Source organism: Defluviitalea phaphyphila (assembly GCF_001466305.1).
Classification (GTDB): Bacteria; Bacillota; Clostridia; order Lachnospirales; family Defluviitaleaceae; genus Defluviitalea_A; species Defluviitalea_A phaphyphila.
On sequence record NZ_JWID01000006.1, the window covers coordinates 104,182 to 126,211 of the forward strand.

A 22,030-nucleotide genomic window follows, 5' to 3' on the forward strand; every position below is an offset into this window, starting at 1 on the left:
AATTATATTTTATAACGTTAAATATTATGATTATATTAATCGTCATTTCTAGATAATTGTCTTTGGTTGGTATTTAACATGATAATATTAAGTGACAACTATTTACATAGTAATTTTAGTTATTCAACAACCTATCTATTAAAATAAAATACATGAAATATTTAAATTATTGTAACAAAATTGTGACAACGATAATTCATAATGTCAATGTAAATAAATAAAAAATAAAGAAAGGGAGATACAAATGAATAAAAAAAGTTTATTAAGTATGGTTATTGCTGGAGGTTTAACTTTATCATGTGCTTCTAATATTTTTGCTTTAAATTTAAATGTTGCTAATCAACAACCTATACGCCCTACAGTTAATGTAAATAATATGATAAGAAACAATCAAGGATTTAATTTATCAAATTTAATAGAAAAAGGAATTATAACTCAAGAACAAGCTACTGCATGGGAAGCATTTGTTCAAGAAAAAGAAGAGGAAAGACAAGCAGAAATACAAAGCATTCAATCTATGACAGAAGAAGAAAGACAAGCTTATTTAGTAGAAAATAAAGAAGAAAATAAATCTTTACTTGAAGAATTAGTAGAAGCAGGAATAATAACAGAAGAACAGGCTGAAGAAATTAAATTAACAATGCCACAACAAAAAAATCAACAAGGATTTCGAAATATTATTAGTTTAGCATTAGAAGAAGGAATAATAACAGAAGATGAAGCTACTGCATGGGAAGCATTTAATCAAGAAAAAGAAGAAGAAAGACAAGCAGAAATACAAAGCATTCAATCTATGACAGAAGAAGAAAAAAGAGCTTATTTAGAAAAAAATAAAGAAGAAAATAAACCTTTATTCGAAGAATTAGTAGAAGAAGGAATAATAACAGAAGAACAGGTAGAACAAATTCAAGAATTATTAATGAAATAAAAATGAGATATCTAGTAGTGTAAAAAAATCTGTGCTTAAACGAAAATAATTACTCCTTTCTGGTAATAATTATATAAAACAATAAAACCAGAAAGGAGTTTTTTATATTGAATAAATTATGGGATATTAATTACATCCGCTTAATTTTTTAAATACTCATATAATACATCCCATATTTCTTCTTTTTCTAATCCTCTTTTCCAACCAGCTACTCCTGCTAAATCATATTTATCTACTAGCTTAACTTTTTCTTCTATAGATCTTTCTTCTTCAAGCCAAATTTTATAGGTTATATCACCTTCTTTATATTCTCCATAATATTGACCTATATCCTCTAACCAAACAGGTTCTACATTATTTTCTTTTAAAATATTTTCCCCTCTTGCCATTCCATAGGCTCTAGAAGAAACCTGTATTTCTCCATCTATTATTTCTTCCTTCCAAAGCCTTGTATAATAAGGAAGTCCTAATATTACTTTTTCTTTTGGCACTTCCTCTAAGGTATTTTTTATTCCTTCTTCAACCCAACCAATAGAAGCCACAGAACCACTTTCAGGAGATGTACTCCAATGCTCATCATAAGCCATAACTATAATATAATCCACTACCTTACCTACTTCAGCACGATTATAATGCCTAGTCCATCCTGATGGCACATACATATCAACAGATACTACTAATCCCTGTTCTTTTAAAAGAGGAGTTAATTCTCTTATAAATTGTACATAATATTCTCCTGTTTCCGTTCTTAAACTTTCAAAATCTATATTTATTCCATCTAAATCATATAAAGATGCAAAAGCTAAAAGCTGTTTTATAATGTTTTCTCTTTTATCTGTATTACTCAAAACTTTATGAGTAAGGTCAGAATCTGTAAAAGGATTAGTAATCATAGCCCATACTTGATATCCTTTACTATGAGCCCAATCTACATATTTTTTACTAGCTATATTTTTCAAATCTCCATTTTCATTTTCTATAGAAAACCAACTAGGAGATAATACATCAAGTCCTTTTATTTCATTAAATTTATAAGATGCTTCACTATCTTCTGGCTTAAATACTTGATCCCAAACTAAATTTATTTTACCCTCTACCGGTTTCCATGAAGGACTTATATCTTCTACTTCTAATTCTTCTCCTTGTATAGTCTCTATATTCCCTATATGTTTTTTCGCAATATATCCAATGATTCCATCTTCAGTTCTAACATAATACCAATCTTCATTTTCTTCAAAAATTCTAACCTTATCTTCTAAAATTAACTTTTTTAATATAGGACTTTTAATATTCCCTTCATAACGAATAGGAGCTTTTTTTGTTATAATTTCTCCTATCTTTTTTACATCAGTTGTATAATCCATAATAACAATGTTATTTTCTTCATTATAATTAGCTTCTATATTAAATAAATCCTTTAAAAAAGAAAAAGATATATAAGGTACATCCCCAAACTTTCTAAGGGGAAGCTGTAATGTTAAAGGTTGTTGATTCACATAATATGTTAATTCATCTGTTTTCATACGAATAACTTTATTTTTTGTTGTAATAGTTAACTTTTCAACCTCTTCATCCCAAAATATATAAGGATCTACATACTCTTTTACAAAATCAAAGGGAAGAAAAATTTCTTCATCAATAATTTTAGGCTCATTTTCCATAACAATTATATCTTTACCAAGAATTAATCCTGTTTTTTCTCCTCCAAAATTATTGAATACTTCTTGTACAGAAACTACCCTAAAATTAGGCATATACTTTTTAATCATAAATATTAATATTATAATTCCTAAAATAAAGAATAAACTTATGAATCTTATTTTTCTTTTCCTCAAAATATCCCCCCTTTTTAATATGTTTCTCTATTATATCATATAATTAAACATTTTTTTACAAGAAATAATAAAAAAATAGTATACCTGTATAAATGGTATACTATCTTTTTATTAATAATTTTCTAATATATATTTTTCTGCTGCTGATACTGCTATAGCTCCATCAGCCGTTGCTGTTATAATTTGTCTTAAACTCTTTTCTCTAACATCTCCTATAGCATATACTCCTGGGACATTAGTTTCACAATTTTCATTAGCTTTTATATATCCCCATTGGTTAATTTCTACCTTTCCTTTTGCAATATCAGAATTAGGAGTCATTCCAACTGCTATAAAAACTCCTTCTACATCTAATACTCTTTCTTCTCCACTTTCTTTATTTTGTATCTTAATTCCTGATACTTTATCTTCCCCTAATATTTCTAATACTTTATGATTTGTAAGCACTTCTACATTTTCTAGAGCAAAAAGATTGTTTTGTAAAATTTTTTGAGCTGTAAGATGAGGTAAGTCCTGTATTAAATAAACCTTAGGAGAAAATTTAGCTAGTAAAATTGCATCTTCTACTCCTGTATTCCCTCCTCCTACTACTACAGTATTTTTACCATTAAAAAATGCTCCATCACAAGTAGCACAATAGGATACTCCCCGGGCTTTTAATTTTTTTTCTCCCGGAACACCTAATTCTCTCCAATTAGCTCCCATTCCTAATAAAAGAGTTTTTGCTTTATATACTTTATTTTTAGTTTTAACTTTTTTAACTTTTCCTTCTACATCTATTTCTATGACTTCTTCTACTACTGGTTCTATACCATATTCTTTAGCATGTTCTTGCATTTTAATAGCAAGTTCTGGGCCTATTACATCAGCAATTCCAGGATAATTAGCTACCTCATAGGTTTTTGTAACCTGGCCTCCAGGAAACTCTTTTTCAAACATAAGAGCATTTAATTTAGCTCTTCCAGCATAAATTGCGGCTGCCATACCTGCAGGACCTGCTCCTATTATAATCATATCATACATATTATCACCCCTTATTTATTCATATTTAATATATTTTCTATTATACAAAAAATTATTCTTCAATGTAAAATAAAAAGAACGGTCATAAACCGTTCTTATATATTTATATTTTGTTCTCTTGATGGCCCTACTCCTACCATAGTAACCTTGGCTCCGCAAAGTTCTTCTATTCTTTTTATATATTTTTTAACAGCTTCTGGGAAATCTTCATATCTTCTTATATGACTTATATCTCCCCAACCTTCTAGCTCTTCATATACTGGCTCGCATTGCTTTAAATCTTCTAAATGAGCTGGAAATTCTTTTATAATTTCATTTCCCTTTTTATAAGCAGTACAAATTTTAATTACTGGAATATTTGATAATACATCTATTTTATTTAATGCAATAGCTGTAAGTCCACTAGTTCTAACTGCAAATCTTCCTATCACAGCATCAAACCAACCACATCTTCTTGGTCTTCCTGTAGTTGTTCCATATTCTTTTCCTACTTCTCTAATTCTATCTCCATCCTCATCAAAGAGTTCTGTTGGAAATGGACCTTTTCCTACTCTTGTTACATAGCCTTTCATAACTCCTATACATTCATCTATCATAGTAGGACCTATACCTGCTCCAACACAAACTCCTCCCGTAATAGGATGTGAAGAAGTAACATAAGGATATGTTCCTAAATCTATATCTAAAAGAGTTCCTTGAGCTCCTTCAAATAATACCTCTTTTCCTTCTTTAATAGCCTCATATATAATAGCTGTTGTATCAGTTAAAAATGGTTTTAATCTTTCTCCATATTCCATATATTCTTTTATTATTTCTTCGGCATTAAATACCTCATCACTTTCATATACTTTTGATATAATAGCATTTTTAATTTTTACATTTTCTCTAACTTTTTCCTTGAAAATTTCAGGATAAAGAAAATCACCTATACGAATGCCACTGCGTTCTGCCTTATCCATATAACAAGGACCTATACCTTTTTTAGTAGTACCTATATCTTTTTTACCTCTATATTTTTCCTTAATTCCATCTAAGGCTTTATGATAAGGCATAACTACATGTGCTCTTAAATCAATTTTTAAATTTGAAACAGAAATACCCCTAGAAACTAACATATCAATTTCTTCTAATATGCCTTTAGGGTCTACTACTACACCATTCCCTACTACACAAATAGTACCTGGATATAATATACCTGAAGGAACAAGATGAAATTTATATACTTCTCCATTTACGGATACCGTATGACCTGCATTATTTCCACCTTGGGAACGAACCACTACATTCGCTTCCTCAGATAAAATATCAATGATTTTAGCTTTACCTTCATCTCCCCATTGAGCTCCTATAACAACTTTAGCTGGCATAAAATCGCCCCTTTCCATTACTTCAATCATATAGAGTGCTAAAGTAATAACACCATAATAAATACACAATTCTTCATAAGAATATCAAAAAAGAAAAAGAAAATCAATATATATCGAATATTTTTTTTGAATAGTTATTAAATGTTCGATTTTAAAGTTACATTTTTCCCCTCTTTACATTTTCCCTCAATATCTATATACTATACATATAATTATATTTGTAATTAAATTAGATTGGAAGTGATGCTTGTGAAAATAGAAAAAATTAGTGATACACAAATTAAAATTATCTTAAATCAAGCAGATCTTAAGCATAGAGACATAAAAATTAGTGAATTAGCTTATGGTTCTAAAAAAGCTCAAGATTTATTTAGAGATATGATGGAAGCAGCTTTTGAAGAATATGGTTTTGATGTGGAAAACGCTCCTTTAATGATTGAAGCTGTTCCTCTTTCTATGGATAGCATTATGATTATTGTAACTAAAGTTGAAAATCCTGAAGAAATTGAAGAAAAATTAAATGCTTTTCGTCCTAAACCTAATACTCGTACTTTTAAGAAAAAAACTGGGGTAGAAGAAAAAGTTGAAACTAATAATTTGTTAATTTATTCTTTTAACACTTTAAATGATGTGGTACATGTTTCATCTCGTATTTATTCACTATATTGTGGTATCAATTCTTTATATAAAGACATAAATAATGGGAAATATTTTCTTGTCCTTCATAAAAACTATTTTATAACTTCTAATACTAATCACATAGAAGCTATTTTAAGTGAATATGGAGAAAAACATAAATCATCTCCTTTAAGCGAAGAATTTTTAAATGAACACGGAGAACTTATGATTAAAAATAATGCTATCGAAATTCTAAAAAAACATTTAGCTTAAAAATAAAAAGCTGGTGCATACGCACCAGCTTTTTATTTATTTGCTAAATACTCATTCATTTTTTCTACTACTTCATCTACATTAAGTCCATGAACCATTCCTGCTTCTTCTAATGTTTCTCCTTGAGATGAAGGGCATCCAATACAATGCATACCTGCTTCCATTAAGATAGGAATAAGTCCTCTATCTATAGCAATTATATCTGCAATAATCATATCCTTTGTTATTTTAGCAGCCATATTACATCCTCCTTTATATATAAAATAAGTATTTTTATTTTTCTTTTTTATTATATCTTAATTAATAGATATAATGCAATAGAAAATCTAGCTAATTATTTATTAACTATTGTGCTGCATTCATAAGTTTTGGAACAACTTGTTTTTTTCTTGATAATACTCCTGGAAGGAATATGCTCTCATCTTTACTATTCATGCCAAAAGCTTCTACTACTAATTCTTTTCTTTTTCCTACGACAATTAATTCCGTTCCTCCTAAAACAATATCTGTTACCATTAAAAGAGCTAAATCAAATTTTTCTACTTCACATAATTTATTCATAATTTTCTTTATATCTTTAATTAAATTAAATACACCCTTAAAATCTGCTGTATTTATCTGTGATATAGCAACATTATATTTCCCAAATACAAACTTTTTCATGTCTGTATAATATATTTCTTCTGCAGTTTTTCCTTCTAAGGAAGTTCCTGCTGTAATAAGGTCCATTCCATAGGTTTTTATATCTACTTCAGCTAATTTAGCAAGAATCTCAGCTTCTTTTTTATCTTCTTCTGTACAAGTAGGAGATTTAAATAAAAGAGTATCTGATAAAATAGCACTTAACATAAGTCCTGCCATAGATTTTGTAGGAGTTATATTATTTTCTCTATACATTTTTGAAATAATAGTAGCAGTACAACCTAAAGGTTCTGCTCTAAAATATAAAGGAGACATAGTATAAATATCTGCTACTCTATGATGGTCTATTATTTCTAATATATCAGCTTTCTCCAAACCTTTTATTGACTGTCCTCTTTCATTATGATCTACTAAGATAACTTGTTTTCTATTTATATCTACTAAATGTCTTCTAGATATAATTCCTTTTACTCTTCCCTGAGAATCTACTACTGGAAAATTTCTGTATCTTGAACTTTGCATAATTTCCTTAATTTCATATACATAATCATCCATTTGAAAATAAATTAAATTATGTTTTTTCATAATATAAGATACAGGAATACTCTGATTAATTAATTTTATTGTTTTAAAAAAACTATGTGGAACTTTAATTATGGCACAATTAACTTCTTTTCCCATCTTATAAAGTTTATCAGAAATTTCTCCTCCTGCTACAATAACACATCCTGCTCCAGATTTTATTACTGCTTTGTTAAGTTTTTTAAAATTACCTGTTATTACTATATCTCCTTTTTTAAGCTTTTTATCTTCCTCTAAAGTAGAATCTGTATATATATTCCCTTCAATATATTCATATGGATAATTCCCATATATAATTTCTCCTTCTAATACATTTAATAAATTAGAAAACTTAGTTTTATTATTATTTATGGCCGTTTCATCTTCAAATTCCATATATGTTCTGGCAATATCTGTGATAGATACTATCCCATTTAGTCTGTTTTCTTCATTTACTACTGGAAACATACTCCTTTTACTTTTTTTCATTAGCTCCCATACTGTTTTTATAGGTTCTTCTTTATGAACTACATCTGTAGAATAAAAATTCAAATCCATTACTTGAGGTTCTACATTATCTAATAATTTGGGAGGTTCTACTTTAAAATAATTTAAAGCATAAGTTGTTTCCTTATTTATTTTCCCTAACCTTGCTGCTTGAACATTTTTATATCCTAATTCCTTTTTTAAATTTGCATAAGCAATAGCAGAACAAATAGAATCTGTATCAGGATTTAAATGCCCAAAAACAAAAATAGTCTTATTCATAATTATCCCCATCCAGTCTTTTTTCTATATATGTTAACTTTATATGTATATATATCCGATCTATAATAAGATATCTCATAAAATAAATTTTTACCTTCTTCAGTTCTTGTAATTCCCTCCGCTTTCAACAAGGGAATGGCCTTATTAACTTGAAAAATCTTCATCATCATTTTATCCGATAAAATAGCTTCCAAAGTAGAAAAAGTAGAACTTATAGAATGATGATATTCTTTAGTTAAAATATTATATAAAGAATCTGTAGCCAAATTATATTTATCCAAATCTTCACAATAGTTTTTTGGTATATAAACTGTTTCTAAGGCTACAGGAATTAAATCTGCAAATCTAAGTCTTTTTATCTTATAATATATTTGTTCTTTAGGAGTATCTAACTTTTTACTTATATCTTTTAAATTTCTTACTGTTTCAAACTCTAAAACATTAGTTTCTGGATTATACCCTTGAGATTTTATAGTTTCTGTAAAACTCATCATATTTTCTTGAAGAAATCTAGGAGAAGATACAAAAGTTCCTCTTCCTTTTTCTCTATATAATTTCCCTTCTTTTACCAATTCATTTATTGCTTGTCTTGTCGTCATACGACTTATTTTATATTCTTCACTTAATTGCCGTTCAGAAGGAATTTTTTGTCCTGGCTGTAAAATGCCTTCTGAAATTTGTTTTTCTATAATATCTTTTAACTGTATGTAAATAGGAAGAGAATTATCCTTGTCTATTTTCATAATACACCTCCCCTTTTGTTATTTTATCATCCTTTATCATACCATTCAAACACATTATGTCTTTGATTTCTTTGTTAATTTTTAATAAATAACTAAATATTTACCTCGTATAATAATCAGATAAAATTTTAACATTATTATTATAGTTCTTAAATCCATATATGACAATATCATATAAATTCTTAATTTAAATTAAATATTATTATGCTTTTCTAAACATATAAATCGTTAATGATTTGTCGAATTTTATTCTATATTTTTTTAATTTAAATCTGTTTTTAATGATATTGATTATTATTTTTATTTATTTAGCTTTTTAAAAATTAAAGTTTTTATTGATTTATTCATTACTGTTTGACATCTTAATAATAATTATTATTTTAAATAACTCTTGACGTGTATACAGTATTCATGTATAATATACCTAAATGATAAAATAATATCATTTATATGTTAAAATAATAACAATGAAACGAATTATTTTTTTAAAGGAGGCTTTTCTATGTTTGAGGAATGGAAAGGTTTTAATGAAGGTAATTGGATGAAAGAAATTGATGTAAGGGATTTTATACAAAGAAATTATACTCCTTATGAAGGAGACGATTCTTTTCTTGCAGGTCCAACAAAAAGAACTAAAAAACTTTGGGACGAAGTGCTAGAATTAATGAAAAAGGAAAGAGAAAAAGGAATTTTAGATGTTGAAACAAAAATTCCTTCTAGTATTACTTCCCACGGTCCTGGATATCTTGATAAAGAATTAGAACAAATTGTAGGATTCCAAACAGATAAACCCCTTAAAAGAGGAATTATGCCTTTTGGTGGAATTCGTGTAGTAGAAAAAGCTCTAGATGCTTATGGATATGAACTTGACCCAGAAACTCGCAAAATTTTTAAGACATATAGAAAAACTCATAATGATGGAGTATTTGATGCCTATACAGAAGATATGAGAAAGGCAAGACATACTGGTATTATAACTGGACTTCCTGACGCTTATGGTAGAGGACGTATTATTGGCGATTATAGAAGAGTTGCACTTTATGGGGTGGATAGATTAATAGAAGAAAAACAAAACGAAAAGAAACTTTTAGAAATGGAATATATGGAAAGCCCCCTTATTCGTCTTCGTGAAGAAATAACAGAACAAATTAAGGCTTTAAATGACTTAAAAGAAATGGCTAAAAGCTATGGATTTGATATCAGTCGTCCTGCAGCTAATGCAAAAGAAGCAATTCAATGGACTTATTTTGCATATTTAGGAGCTATTAAAGAACAAGATGGAGCTGCAATGTCTTTAGGACGTGTATCTACTTTCTTTGATATATATATTGAAAAAGATTTAAAAGAAGGAGTTTTAACAGAAGAACAAGCTCAAGAACTAATAGACCATTTTGTTATGAAATTAAGAATGGTTAGATTCCTTAGAACTCCTGCCTATAATGAATTATTTTCTGGAGATCCAACTTGGGTTACTGAATCTATAGGTGGTATGGGTGAAGATGGAAGAACCCTTGTAACTAAATCTAGTTTCCGTATTCTTCATACTTTAAATAATTTAGGTCCTGCTCCAGAACCAAACTTAACAGTTTTATGGTCTGAAAGATTACCAGAAAACTTTAAAAAATTCTGTGCTAAAATATCTATAAATACTAGTTCTATTCAATATGAAAATGATGATTTAATGAGAAGATGGTATGGAGATGACTATGGAATTGCTTGCTGTGTATCTGCCATGAGAATTGGTAAACAAATGCAATTCTTTGGAGCTCGTGCTAACTTAGCTAAAGCCCTTTTATACGCTATTAACGGTGGTAAAGATGAAAAAAGCGGAGAACAAGTTGCTCCTAAGTTTGCACCTATTACTTCTGAATATCTTGATTATGATGAAGTGATGAGTAAATTTGACCAAATTATGGATTGGTTATCTCAATTATATATTAACACATTAAATATCATTCATTATATGCATGATAAATATGCTTATGAAAAACTTCAAATGGCTTTACATGATAAAGATATTCTTCGTACTTCTGCTTGTGGTATTGCTGGATTATCCGTTGTAGCTGACTCTTTATCTGCAATAAAATACGCTAAGGTTAAAGTAATAAGAAATGAAGATGGTTTAGCTGTTGATTATGAAGTAGAAGGAGATTATCCTGCATTTGGTAATAACGATGATAGAGTAGATTCTATTGCTTGTGACATAGTAAAAAGATTTATGAATAAGTTAAGAAAACACAAAACTTATCGTGATTCTATTCCAACATTATCTATCTTAACTATTACTTCTAATGTTGTATATGGTAAAAAGACAGGAAATACTCCTGATGGAAGAAAAGCTGGCGAACCTTTTGCTCCTGGTGCTAATCCTATGCACGGAAGAGATAAAAAAGGAGCTATTGCTTCTATGGCTTCTGTTGCTAAGCTTCCTTATCAACATGCTGAAGATGGTATTTCATATACTTTCTCTATCGTTCCTAAAGCTTTAGGAAAAACTGAAGATGAAAAAATAAATAACTTAGTTGGTATACTTGATGGATATTTCCACGATGAAGGACATCATATTAATGTTAATGTGCTTGATAGAGAAACATTACTTGATGCTATGGATCATCCTGAAAAATATCCTCAACTTACAATTCGTGTTTCTGGATACGCTGTTAACTTTATAAAACTTACAAGAGAACAACAATTAGATGTTATTAATAGAACTTTCCATAATAGATTTTAAGATATATTTACCCTTCCCAAATAATAAATTAAAATATAATAATTAGACTAATTTTTATCCCCTCTAACATTAAAATATATAAAAATTAAAAATTTATTTTTAAAATAAGGTATGCAAATTATTAGGAGAAGGAAATAAAAACCTTCTCCTTCATTCTTATGGAAAGGAGCCTTATTATGAGTATAACCGGTAAAATTCATTCTATCGAAACTTGTGGAACTGTAGATGGCCCTGGTATTAGATACGTAATTTTTTCTCAAGGATGTCCTCTTAGATGTAAATATTGTCATAATCCTGATACTTGGAATATATCCCATGGCCAAGAAATTACTGTTGATGAGTTAATTGAGGATATAAAAAAATACAAATCTTATATAAATTTTTCAAAAGGTGGCGTTACATTAACTGGTGGCGAACCTCTAATGCAGCCAAAGTTTGCAAAAGAATTATTTCGTAGATGTAAAGAAGAAGGTATTCATACAGCTCTAGATACCTCTGGATACATTCCTCTAGAAAATGTTAAAGAAGTACTTAAATATACAGACCTTGTTCTATTAGATATTAAATCCTTTGACCCTGATTTATATAAAGATTTAACTGGAGTTTCCAATGAACCTACATTAAAAATGGCACAATATCTTTCAGATATTAATAAACCTATGTGGGTACGTTATGTTCTTGTTCCCAATTTAACTGACAATCCAGCCCATATAGAGGCTTTGGCTAATTTTTTATCCACATTAACTAATATTGAAAAAGTAGAAATTCTTCCTTTTCATAAAATGGGAGAATACAAATGGGAAGAATTAGGATATTCTTATAGTTTAAAAAATACTCCTACCCCTTCAGCTGAAACAATTGAAATGGCAAAAAATATATTTAAAAAATACAAATTAAAAGTATAATTTTATATTTTATATTATTTATGTTATTTTTATAATGTAAAGTGTTTTTATATATAATTTGATTTATATAAATTTCTAGGGGGGATAAAATGAAAATAAGGCTTGCTTCTTCCATAACTCATGACAGTATAGTGGATGGTCCAGGACTTAGAACTGTTATTTGGACTCAAGGTTGTAACCATAATTGTTTAGGATGCCATAATCCAGAAACTCATCCCTTAAATGGAGGTTTTGAAACTTCAACAGAAGAGATTATTGAGAAGTTAAAAAATATAAAATTACAAAAAGGAATTACTTTTTCTGGCGGAGAACCTTTTATTCAGCCAAAAGCCTGCAGTGAAATAGCTAGGTTTTGCCATAGTATAGGTTGGGATGTATGGACTTATACTGGGTATACCTACGAACAACTTCTTAATGAAAATAATCCTTTATGGAATGAATTTTTAGAACAAATAGATGTATTAATTGATGGTCCTTTTATTTTAGAAAAAAAGGACTTAACCTTATTATATAGAGGTTCTTCTAATCAAAGAATTATAGATATAAAAAAGTCCAAGAAAAACAATAATATTATACTCTGGGAAGAGTAATAATTTAAAAATTACTCTTGTCAACACAAAATAATTGGTATACAATATGCTTATACTTATTCTTAGGAGGTGTATTTATGGCTTACGTAATAAATGATGATTGCATAAGCTGCGGAGCTTGTGAACCAGAATGTCCAGTTTCATGTATTTCCGAAGGAGATGGGAAATACGTAATCAACGCAGATGAATGTATTGAATGCGGAGCTTGTGCAGATGTATGTCCTGTAGGTGCTCCAAATCAAGCTTAAATAAAAATTAAATCGCCCTAGATCTTCTAGTGGCGATTTTTTATTTACCAATAATTTGCTTATACCAAGGTTTTTTTACTTTGATAGCTACAGATGTTGCTGTTTCTTTTCTCATATTTTGAACTTCCCTTATTGCTTCATCTAATTTTCTATATCTCATTTTTTCTTTTTCTTTATAATCTTCTTCTAAAGATTTAATATGCACAGAAATTTCATGTTTTAATTCATTTTTTAATTCTTCTTTTAATAGGTCATTATATTCCATTAATGCTTCTTTAAATAACTCTTTCATCATAATTTGAAACTGTTTTACTTTTTTATTACTAGAATCTGATATATTTATTTCATGGTCTTTAAATAAATTGCTTGTCCCATCCTTCATATTAGCAATTTCCATTTTTATAGCTCTAAGTTGAAGCCCTTTTTCTTTTAAATTTTTAATATTTTTAAATACATTAATATCTTTATCTGTATAATACCTATGCCCCATTTCATTTCTTAACACATTCAAGTTTAATTCTTCTTCCCAATAACGAAGTACATGAGCCTCTAAACCTAATATTTCAGATGCTTCTGATATCGTATATCTTTTTTCTTCCATTATCTCACCCCATTATTTTTTTGATTTTTCCATATATATTCATATTATACCATAAAATTACATCTAATCAATAAAAAAAATAAATAAAGGTTTAATGAGTTTTTTGCATATTTACAAATTTTGTATATTGTCCTAACCAAATTAAATCTATAGTTCCTGTTGGACCATTTCTTTGTTTTGCTATAATAACTTCTGCTTGATTTTTCTTTTCTGTATCGGGATGATAATATTCATCTCTGTATAAAAACATTACTACATCTGCATCTTGCTCTATGGCTCCAGATTCTCTTAAATCTGACAACATTGGTCTATGGTCTGCCCTAGTTTCGCAGGCTCTACTAAGCTGAGATAAGGCAACCACAGGTGCTTCCATCTCCCTAGCTAAGGCTTTTAAAGATCTTGATATTTCAGATATTTCTTGCTGTCTTGAATCCAATTTTCTATTTCCACTCATAAGCTGCATATAATCAATTAAAATCAAGCCTATACCTTTATCTAATTTAAGTCTTCTACATTTTGCTCTCATTTCCATAACAGAAATTCCAGGGGTATCATCAATATATATTGGAGCTTCTGCAAGAGGTCCCATAGCTCTTGCTATCTTTACCCAATCATCTTGGTCTAGGGAACCTGTTCTTAATTTTTGAGCATCTACCATAGCTTCAGCACAAAGCATACGATTTACCAGTTGTTCTTTAGACATTTCTAAACTAAAAATAGCTACAGGTATCTTTTGTCTTACTGCTACATATTGAGCAATATTAAGAGCAAAGGCTGTTTTCCCCATAGAAGGCCTTGCTGCTACTAAAATTAAATCCGAAGGTTGTAGTCCTGCTGTCTTATAATCTAAATCTATAAATCCTGTAGAAATTCCTGTTACCTTACCTTTATTTCTATATATCCCTTCTATTTTTTCAAAAGTACTTAAAAGTACTTCTCGCATAGGCGAAAAATCTTCTGTGTGCTTATTTTGTAAAATATTAAAAATACTTTGCTCAGCTTGATTTAGTACATTGTTAACATCTTCTTTAGCTTCATAACTAAGTTTCATAATATCTTGACTGGCTTTAATAAGTCTTCTAAGAATAGATCTACTTTCAACAATTTTTATGTATTGTTTTATATGAGCTGATGTAGGAACACTAGAAGCTAACTCTGATAAATAAGCAATTCCTCCTATTTGCTCTAACAATCCCTTTTCTTCTATTCGAGCTTTTAAAGTAACCAAATCTACAGGTGCTCCTTCATTAAAAAGCTCTAAACAAGTGTCGAAAATCACCTTATGATCTGGTCTATAAAAATCATCTCCTCTTAAAACTTCTGCTGCTATTGCAACAGCTTCCCTATCTATAATCATAGATCCCAGTACAGACTGTTCAGCTTCTATATTATGAGGGGGAATTCTTTTTAATATAGATTCCTCCATAAATTATACCCCTTTACTGATTTTATTCTTCTATTACTTTTACTGTTAATTCTGCGGTTACTTTTGGATGAAGTTTAATAGATACAATATGATTTCCTAAACTTTTAATTGGTTCATCTAATAATATCTTTTTCTTATCAAAAGTAAGATTTAGCTGTTTCTTTGCAGCTACTGATATTTCTTTACTAGTAACAGAACCAAATAATCTTCCACCTTCTCCAGATTTAACTTTAATTGTTACTATCTTATCTTTCATTTCATCTTTTAACTTATTTGCCTTATCTAACTCCTCTTGTTTTCTTCTTGCTTCTGCTTTCTTCTTTAAATTTAAATCGTTTATTGCAGCCTTCGTTGCTTCGATACCTAAACCCTTAGGAATTAAATAATTTCTTGCATAACCATCACTAACATTAATAATATCACCTTTTTTACCATGTTTTTTTACATCTTGAAGTAATATAATTTTCATTTCTTTTCTCCTTCCTCTAAATATTCATCAATTGCTTTTTTAAGTTTTTCCATTGCTTCTTTAATACTAATATCCTCTAATTGGGCTCCTGCCATAGTTTGATGTCCTCCTCCGTTAAGTTTTTCCATAATGAGTTGGACATTTATATCATTTAAAGACCTTGCACTAATTACGATTTTATTTTCTATAGAACACATAACAAACGAAGCAGTTATCCCTGATATATTAAGAAGTTCATCTGCTGCTTGAGCTGCTATTATCATTCCATTCTCCATAGAAGGAGCTATAGAAATAGCCATATTTTCTTTGTAAATTTGAGCATTTCTTACAGCTTCTGCTCTTGCTTTATACGATTCCATATCATTTTGAAACAACATTCTAACCCTTGTAGTATCTGCACCATTTCTTCTTAAAAAAGCAGCAGCCTCAAAAGTTCTAACTCCTGTTTTCAATACAAAATTCTTTGTATCAATGGTAATTCCAGCTAAAAGTATATCAGCTTCAATAGGTTTTAATTTTACCTTATCAACAATATATTGTAATATCTCTGCTACCATTTCACAAGTAGAAGAAATATAAGGTTCTAAATAAGTTAATACTGCATTTTCAATAAATTCTGCACTTCTTCTATGATGGTCAAATATAACTACTTTTTTACTTAATTCTACAAGCTCAGGACATTCTGTATAACTTGCCCTATGTACATCTACTACAACTAATAAAGTGTTCTCTCCTGTATGTCCTATAGCTTCTATACTATTTAAAAATAATGGTTCTTCATATTCACCACTTTCTATTATTTTATCATATACGGTCTTAATTGCAGATGTAGGTTCATTTAATACAATATAGGCTTTTTTCCCTAATAATTTTACTGCTCTATAAATCCCCATAGCTCCACCTAGGCAGTCTACATCGGGATTTTTATGTCCCATAATTAATACCTTATCAGATTCTTCTATTAATTCTCTAAGAGCATAAGCCTTGATCCTAGCCTTTACTCTATTACTTTTTTCTACTTCTTTAGTTTTTCCTCCATAAAAAGAATACTTATCTACATCTTTAATAACAACTTGGTCTCCTCCTCTACCTAATGCTAAATCAATAGCTGCCTTAGCATATTCCATAGACTTAAGGAGGGTTTTACCATTTAATCCTATTCCTATACTTAAAGTTACAGGAAATTCATTTCCTATTTGTATTTCTCTTATTTGGTCTAAAATTTCAAATTTTTTATTTTTAAATTTTTCTATATGTTCATTATAAAATAATATAAGATACTGGTCTTTTTCTAATTTTTTTACAATCCCTTCCTCTTGTTGTGCCCAGGTATTTAATTTTTTATCAATAAGCGCTATTAAAAGAGGTTTCCTTACATCTTCTATACTTTTAATTATTTCGTCATAATTATCAATTAAAATAAATCCTACAGATACCTTTCGTTTTTCATTTGCTTTCCTTAGTTCAATATTTTCAGTATTGTCTACAAAATACACACTATATAAATCTCTTGAAACTTTATCTTTACTACTAATAATATCTATTTTATCTATATATGCCTTATAATGTTTCTCTTCAATAATAGTGTCTATTATTATCTGTTTCTTTTTTTCTGAGAATATTTCGACACTTAGATTGTTAAATACATCATTAATATTTTTATTAATTAAATTTTTATTATTTACAACTTCTTCTAATTTATTATTATGCCATCTAATCCATCCATGAGCATCTATCATCATAAAAGGAATAGGAAAATAAGTTATTAATTCTTTATCAAATGATAAAATATCACAAGCTAAATTTTTATAATCTTTGTCTTCTTTATTTTTTGTTTGCTTTATTCTGTAAATAAAGATGGTTATCCCAACAATAATACCTATTATAATAAATCCTATAATAATATAAATAAACGGCATAACACAGCCTCCACTATCTTATAGAAACTTTCTATAAAAATCTTTCGGTTTTTCTAAAATTAAATAGTGCTTCAAAAGACCCTAATATTATAAATAAAAGTGGGCTAAAAATTACACTAATTATACTGAAAATACTAATAAAAATCTTTATTCCTATACTTGTTTTAGAATTTTTTATAATATGCACAATAAATAAAATACCAATAATAAATATTAAAACAGAAAATATAATTAACACATTATCTATTATCATACTTAAATAGGGGTAATAATCTTTATCTATTCCTGTTCTAAAAAGCCAAGTAAATCCTAAAACTATTATGGTTATAGGGGTAAAACCTATATTGGTTATTTCTTTTATACTAGGTGCTTTCCAATTTAAAATTTTTAATATTAATTTTACAAATAAAACTTGAAAGATTGAAGTAAAAAATCCAAAAATAAATATAATAGAAGGAAATAAATATTTCATTAAATAAACTGCTTGCTTAATTTGAAATCTATAATTAATATATATTTGTTTTAATGTTTCACTGTCTATTTGAATATCAACATTTTGTATTAGTATATTATATTTTTGAGTAAATTGTTCAATGTATTGACTTTGAAAAAAATCAAGTAAAACATATAATTCAGAAATAATATCTATGTTATACAATATATTCCATAAAATTAATATTCCAATATATCCACACAAATATCCTATAGAAACAATTACAATATTTTTAGAAAGACTTTTTTGCTTATTATAATAAATACCACATAAAAATGAGGGTATGAAAATAATAAGTAATGTTATTATCGCCTCTTTATGCATACCATTAATAATTAAATAGCTTATGACTATTAATGGTATCAAAAAAGAAAATGCGGTTAATCCTTTCTTATATACATAAAGAATAAATGGAATTCCTAAAAGACTTGAAAAAAAATATATAGATAAAAAGCCATACCCAAAACTTCCAATCCATATATAAAATAATCCTATAACTATAAGAAGTAAAATCTCCTTTATGTTTAATTTCATTTTATAACCTCCTACTATTCTCATAACCCCCATCAAGATGTCTTAGTAGAGCTGTTAAATCTGCAAACCATTCTTTTTCATTACTACTTTCTAATATTCCTAATTTTAATTTATTTTTAATTTTCATATCCAATTTACTATATGGAATCCCTAATCTTTTTGAAAGTAAATAAGTAAGTATAATTATATTAGCTAACGTATCTGATCTATCTGAAGAACTCTGTTCATTATAATCAACCATACCACTAAAAAGATTTGCTACATCCGAAAGTATTTGGCTTTTCAATTTTTCAACTATTTTTAAAGACTTTGTAATATCAAATTCTTTATCCTGTGTCCCCATAATATCACCCCATTCTTCCATTAAAAACCGCTTTTTATTATAACATTCTTTTTATTTTATGAAAAGGCTATTCAAAAATCTCATAAGAACCTAAAAGTTTAAAAAATGAAGTCTTTCTCTGCACCATAGTAAGTGCATCTTTCATATCTGGTTCAAAAATATGCCCCTCTAATTCAATGAAAAATATATATTCTCCTAATTTAGTTTTAGATGGCCTTGAGATAATTTTAGTCATATTTATATCCCATAAAGAAAAAATATTCAAAATTTTATATAATTCTCCAGGTTTATTTTCTGTTGAAAACACAAGACTAGTCTTAGATTTTTCTTTTATTTTACCTTCTTCTTTTCCTATTACTACAAATCTAGTTTTATTATGTTCTTTATCTTGAATATCTTTATCTAATATATAAAGTCCATATTCTTTTGCAGCTAAAGATGTTCCTATAGCTGCCTTTGGTTCTTTACTAAAACTTATTTGCTTTACTGCTTCTGCTGTAGAACTAGTAAATATAATTTCTGCATTAGGAATATTTTCATATAAATAATTTCTACACTGAGCAATAGCTTGACTATGAGATAAAACCTGTTTTATCTTACTTAATGGAAATTCCTTATATCCTATAAGATTATGACTAATAGGAATAACTATTTCCGCTTGAATTTTTAAATCTACTTCAAAAGCTAACATATCTATGGTAGTATTTACAGCACCCTCAATAGAATTTTCTATAGGAACTATTCCCTTTTCTATTTTTCCTTTATCTACCGCTTGTAATACATCTTGAATAGTTACGAAAGGCACAAATTCATTTTTATCTAAATTATTAAAATATAAAAGAGCTGCTTGCTCTGAAAAAGTCCCTTTGGGCCCTAAATATCCAACCATCTTTTATTCCTACTTTCTTTTATTTAAGATGTCTATATTCTATCATATTCACTTTCTTAAATCTACGAAATTTTATTTGAATTTAAGATAGGCATAGATAATACAAAAATATTATAAAATAAAAAACCCCTATAAATAGGGATTTTTAATCTTGTATATATGGTAATAATGCAATATGTCTTGCTCTTTTTATAGCAACTGTTAAAGCACGTTGATGCTTTGCACAATTACCTGTAATTCTTCTTGGAAGAATTTTTCCTCGTTCTGAAATATATTTTTTCAATTTATTTACATCTTTATAATCAATTGCATTAACTTTATCTATGCAAAAACTACATACTTTTTTTCTTTTACGAACACGTCTTTTTTGAACTGCAGCCACCTTAAACCCTCCTTTATATTAACATTTAAAAAGGTAAATCCTCATCTTCTAAATTCTCATCAATTGGATAAAATCCTTCTGGGTGATTTTGTAAAGGGGTTGTTTGATTTTGGGACGGTGCATTATTTTGATGAGCCGCAAAAGAAGCTTTGCTTTCTGCAAAATGCTGTTCTTCTGCAATTACATCAGTAGACCATCTTCTTTTTCCTTCTTGGTCCTCCCAAGAACTAACTTGAAGTCGTCCGACAACAGCAACCATCTGCCCTTTTTTAAAATACTTTTCAGCAAATTCTCCACTTTTCCCAAATGCCACAATATTTATAAAATCTGCGTCTGGTTCTCCTTCACGTCTATATCTTCTATTCACAGCTAGTGTATATCTAGTAACAGCAATAGGTTCTGCTCCTTGTGAATATCTTATTTCCGGGTCCCTTGTTAGTCGTCCCATTAAAATGACTTTATTCATGGAATAACCCCCTTTATCTTTTATCTTTCGGAAATTTATCAGATATTAATTTCTTACATTAAGCTTCTTGTTTTACAAGTAAATATCTAATCACTGAATCCATAATACGAACACGACTTTCTATTTCAGTTGGGGCTGTAGCGTCAGCTGTGAAAGTAATAAAATAGTAAAAACCTTCACTAAACTTCTTAATTTCATAAGCTAATTTTCTTTTACCCCATTCATCAACGTTTTCTATTTCTCCACCAAATCTTGTGATATATTCTTTAACTGTTTCTAAAGCAGCAGTTTTAGCTTCCTCTTCAAGATTTGGGGCAAGAACTACTGATAACTCGTATTTATTCACTCATAACACCTCCTTCTGGACTTTGGCCCTAATAATAGAGCAAGGAATAATTTACACTTACAATCTAGTATATTACCACAAAATATAATATTATACAAGCTATTTATAAAATATTTATAAATTCTAATTCTCTTCCGTATTTTCAAGAACTTTTTTTACTCTTTTTTCAAATTTTGCTCTTGGAATCATAACTAAATGATTGCAGCCTAAACATCTGATTCTAAAATCAATTCCAACTCTAAGAATTTCCCATTTATTGCTTCCACAAGGATGAGGTTTTTTCATTTCTACAATATCTCCTACAAAAAATTTCATAACTAACACCTCCTAAATTTAAATGAATAAATTTGTATATATTATATTATATATAAAAAAGAAATTAAATTTTTAATATTAATTTCTATATAATTATAATTGGAGGAAAATTAATGAATTGGAAACTTTTCTTTTCTGCATTTTTTACTTTATTTCTTGCTGAATTAGGGGATAAAACTCAACTTGCAGTATTTTGTATGAGTGCCGATAAAAAACAACCAATTCCTATATTCCTAGGTGCTTCTTTAGCATTAATAATTGTAACATTTTTAGGTACTTTCTTTGGAAAATATATATCAAGTTTAGTGCCTAAACATATTCTTAATTTAATAGTGAGTATTTTATTTATCAGTATTGGCATATTCATACTAAAAGAAACATTCATAGAATTTTCAAAATAATAAAAGGTATCCTTAAGGATACCTTTTATTATTTATCTTATTTTAAGTAAGGCGCCAATCGGATTCGAACCGATGAATAAAGGTTTTGCAGACCTCTGCCTTACCACTTGGCTATGGCGCCATATTAAATCTGGCAGCCACCTACTCTCCCAGGCAGTCTCCCGCCTAGTACCATCGGCCGTCTATGGCTTAACCATCGTGTTCGGTATGGGTA

Annotated in this window: 24 protein-coding genes and 1 tRNA gene; 7 read left to right on the forward strand and 18 right to left on the reverse strand. The window is 28.5% G+C overall.

Translation table 11 applies throughout. The features are described from left to right. Positions 1 to 244: 244 nt before the first annotated feature. On the forward strand, positions 245 to 928 hold the full coding sequence (locus tag OM90_RS06250) for a hypothetical protein (RefSeq protein ID WP_058486041.1): 684 nt from the start codon (positions 245 to 247) through the stop codon (positions 926 to 928). Positions 929 to 1,068: 140 nt separating this feature from the next. Here the strand turns inward: OM90_RS06250 and OM90_RS06255 are convergent, their stop codons facing one another. The 3 genes from OM90_RS06255 to OM90_RS06265 all read right to left on the reverse strand — a co-directional run bounded on the left by OM90_RS06255 (position 1,069) and on the right by OM90_RS06265 (position 5,183). Continuing rightward, on the reverse strand, positions 1,069 to 2,763 hold the full coding sequence (locus OM90_RS06255) for a glycosyl hydrolase family 18 protein (protein ID WP_058486042.1): 1,695 nt from the start codon (positions 2,761 to 2,763) through the stop codon (positions 1,069 to 1,071). Between the two features lie 111 nt (positions 2,764 to 2,874). After that, positions 2,875 to 3,786 carry a thioredoxin-disulfide reductase gene (gene trxB / locus OM90_RS06260; RefSeq protein WP_058486043.1) on the reverse strand — a complete coding sequence of 304 codons (912 nt, stop codon included), beginning with the start codon at positions 3,784 to 3,786 and terminating at the stop codon, positions 2,875 to 2,877. A gap of 95 nt (positions 3,787 to 3,881) precedes the next feature. After that, on the reverse strand, positions 3,882 to 5,183 hold the full coding sequence (locus OM90_RS06265; protein ID WP_330381842.1) for an adenylosuccinate synthase: 1,302 nt from the start codon (positions 5,181 to 5,183) through the stop codon (positions 3,882 to 3,884). Between the two features lie 219 nt (positions 5,184 to 5,402). Between OM90_RS06265 and OM90_RS06270 the strand changes: the two genes are divergently transcribed. After that, a complete protein-coding gene (locus OM90_RS06270) occupies positions 5,403 to 6,044 on the forward strand; it encodes an adaptor protein MecA (RefSeq protein WP_058486045.1) in 642 nt (213 codons plus the stop codon). Positions 6,045 to 6,076: 32 nt separating this feature from the next. On the opposite strand, the gene OM90_RS06275 is transcribed toward OM90_RS06270, so the two are convergent. The 3 genes from OM90_RS06275 to OM90_RS06285 all read right to left on the reverse strand — a co-directional run bounded on the left by OM90_RS06275 (position 6,077) and on the right by OM90_RS06285 (position 8,758). After that, a complete protein-coding gene (locus OM90_RS06275) occupies positions 6,077 to 6,283 on the reverse strand; it encodes a DUF1858 domain-containing protein (RefSeq protein ID WP_058486046.1) in 207 nt (68 codons plus the stop codon). A gap of 106 nt (positions 6,284 to 6,389) precedes the next feature. After that, entirely contained in the window at positions 6,390 to 8,015 is a 1,626-nt protein-coding gene (locus OM90_RS06280; protein WP_058486047.1) for a putative manganese-dependent inorganic diphosphatase, read from the reverse strand. Between the two features lie 2 nt (positions 8,016 to 8,017). Continuing rightward, positions 8,018 to 8,758, reverse strand: coding sequence for a GntR family transcriptional regulator (locus OM90_RS06285; RefSeq protein WP_058486048.1), 741 nt, complete (start codon positions 8,756 to 8,758; stop codon positions 8,018 to 8,020). A gap of 502 nt (positions 8,759 to 9,260) precedes the next feature. Here OM90_RS06285 and pflB point away from each other — a divergent pair. From pflB to OM90_RS06305, 4 genes are all read left to right on the forward strand, one after another. Then, the gene (gene pflB / locus OM90_RS06290) at positions 9,261 to 11,489 is read left to right on the forward strand and encodes a formate C-acetyltransferase (RefSeq protein ID WP_058486049.1); all 2,229 of its coding nucleotides are present in this window, start codon (positions 9,261 to 9,263) and stop codon (positions 11,487 to 11,489) included. Between the two features lie 176 nt (positions 11,490 to 11,665). Further along, positions 11,666 to 12,394: a pyruvate formate-lyase-activating protein gene (gene pflA, locus OM90_RS06295; protein ID WP_058486050.1), complete on the forward strand. Its 729-nt coding sequence runs from the start codon at positions 11,666 to 11,668 to the stop codon at positions 12,392 to 12,394. Between the two features lie 89 nt (positions 12,395 to 12,483). Beyond that, complete coding sequence (gene nrdG / locus OM90_RS06300) at positions 12,484 to 12,984, forward strand: anaerobic ribonucleoside-triphosphate reductase activating protein (protein ID WP_058486051.1); 501 nt, start codon at positions 12,484 to 12,486, stop codon at positions 12,982 to 12,984. Positions 12,985 to 13,061: 77 nt separating this feature from the next. After that, positions 13,062 to 13,232: a DUF362 domain-containing protein gene (locus OM90_RS06305; protein ID WP_058486052.1), complete on the forward strand. Its 171-nt coding sequence runs from the start codon at positions 13,062 to 13,064 to the stop codon at positions 13,230 to 13,232. Between the two features lie 40 nt (positions 13,233 to 13,272). Here OM90_RS06305 and OM90_RS06310 read toward each other — a convergent pair whose 3' ends face one another. From OM90_RS06310 to OM90_RS06360, 11 genes are all read right to left on the reverse strand, one after another. Further along, positions 13,273 to 13,833, reverse strand: a complete 561-nt coding sequence (locus OM90_RS06310) for a MerR family transcriptional regulator (RefSeq protein ID WP_058486053.1) — start codon at positions 13,831 to 13,833, stop codon at positions 13,273 to 13,275. Between the two features lie 91 nt (positions 13,834 to 13,924). Further along, positions 13,925 to 15,259 (reverse strand): replicative DNA helicase, encoded by a 1,335-nt coding sequence (gene dnaB / locus OM90_RS06315; protein WP_058486054.1) that lies wholly within the window; start codon positions 15,257 to 15,259, stop codon positions 13,925 to 13,927. A gap of 22 nt (positions 15,260 to 15,281) precedes the next feature. Beyond that, positions 15,282 to 15,728, reverse strand: a complete 447-nt coding sequence (gene rplI, locus OM90_RS06320; RefSeq protein WP_058486055.1) for a 50S ribosomal protein L9 — start codon at positions 15,726 to 15,728, stop codon at positions 15,282 to 15,284. Continuing rightward, complete coding sequence (locus OM90_RS06325; protein WP_058486056.1) at positions 15,725 to 17,647, reverse strand: DHH family phosphoesterase; 1,923 nt, start codon at positions 17,645 to 17,647, stop codon at positions 15,725 to 15,727. The genes rplI and OM90_RS06325 overlap by 4 nt, the downstream gene beginning before the upstream one ends. A gap of 31 nt (positions 17,648 to 17,678) precedes the next feature. Next, positions 17,679 to 18,674, reverse strand: a complete 996-nt coding sequence (locus OM90_RS06330; protein WP_058486057.1) for a DUF2232 domain-containing protein — start codon at positions 18,672 to 18,674, stop codon at positions 17,679 to 17,681. 1 nt (position 18,675) lies between these two features. Then, positions 18,676 to 19,017, reverse strand: coding sequence for a MazG-like family protein (locus tag OM90_RS06335; RefSeq protein ID WP_058486074.1), 342 nt, complete (start codon positions 19,015 to 19,017; stop codon positions 18,676 to 18,678). Positions 19,018 to 19,084: 67 nt separating this feature from the next. Further along, positions 19,085 to 19,906: a prephenate dehydratase gene (gene pheA / locus OM90_RS06340; protein ID WP_058486058.1), complete on the reverse strand. Its 822-nt coding sequence runs from the start codon at positions 19,904 to 19,906 to the stop codon at positions 19,085 to 19,087. 145 nt (positions 19,907 to 20,051) lie between these two features. Next, positions 20,052 to 20,288, reverse strand: coding sequence for a 30S ribosomal protein S18 (rpsR, locus tag OM90_RS06345; protein ID WP_058486059.1), 237 nt, complete (start codon positions 20,286 to 20,288; stop codon positions 20,052 to 20,054). A 25-nt stretch (positions 20,289 to 20,313) separates the two neighbouring features. Continuing rightward, complete coding sequence (locus OM90_RS06350; RefSeq protein WP_058486060.1) at positions 20,314 to 20,754, reverse strand: single-stranded DNA-binding protein; 441 nt, start codon at positions 20,752 to 20,754, stop codon at positions 20,314 to 20,316. Between the two features lie 58 nt (positions 20,755 to 20,812). Continuing rightward, the gene (gene rpsF / locus OM90_RS06355) at positions 20,813 to 21,100 is read right to left on the reverse strand and encodes a 30S ribosomal protein S6 (RefSeq protein WP_058486061.1); all 288 of its coding nucleotides are present in this window, start codon (positions 21,098 to 21,100) and stop codon (positions 20,813 to 20,815) included. A 123-nt stretch (positions 21,101 to 21,223) separates the two neighbouring features. After that, positions 21,224 to 21,415: a DUF951 domain-containing protein gene (locus tag OM90_RS06360; protein ID WP_058486062.1), complete on the reverse strand. Its 192-nt coding sequence runs from the start codon at positions 21,413 to 21,415 to the stop codon at positions 21,224 to 21,226. Between the two features lie 113 nt (positions 21,416 to 21,528). Between OM90_RS06360 and OM90_RS06365 the strand changes: the two genes are divergently transcribed. Then, positions 21,529 to 21,816 carry a TMEM165/GDT1 family protein gene (locus OM90_RS06365; protein WP_058486063.1) on the forward strand — a complete coding sequence of 96 codons (288 nt, stop codon included), beginning with the start codon at positions 21,529 to 21,531 and terminating at the stop codon, positions 21,814 to 21,816. A 49-nt stretch (positions 21,817 to 21,865) separates the two neighbouring features. Here the strand turns inward: OM90_RS06365 and OM90_RS06370 are convergent. Beyond that, a tRNA-Cys gene (locus OM90_RS06370) sits at positions 21,866 to 21,937 on the reverse strand. Positions 21,938 to 22,030: the final 93 nt, after the last annotated feature.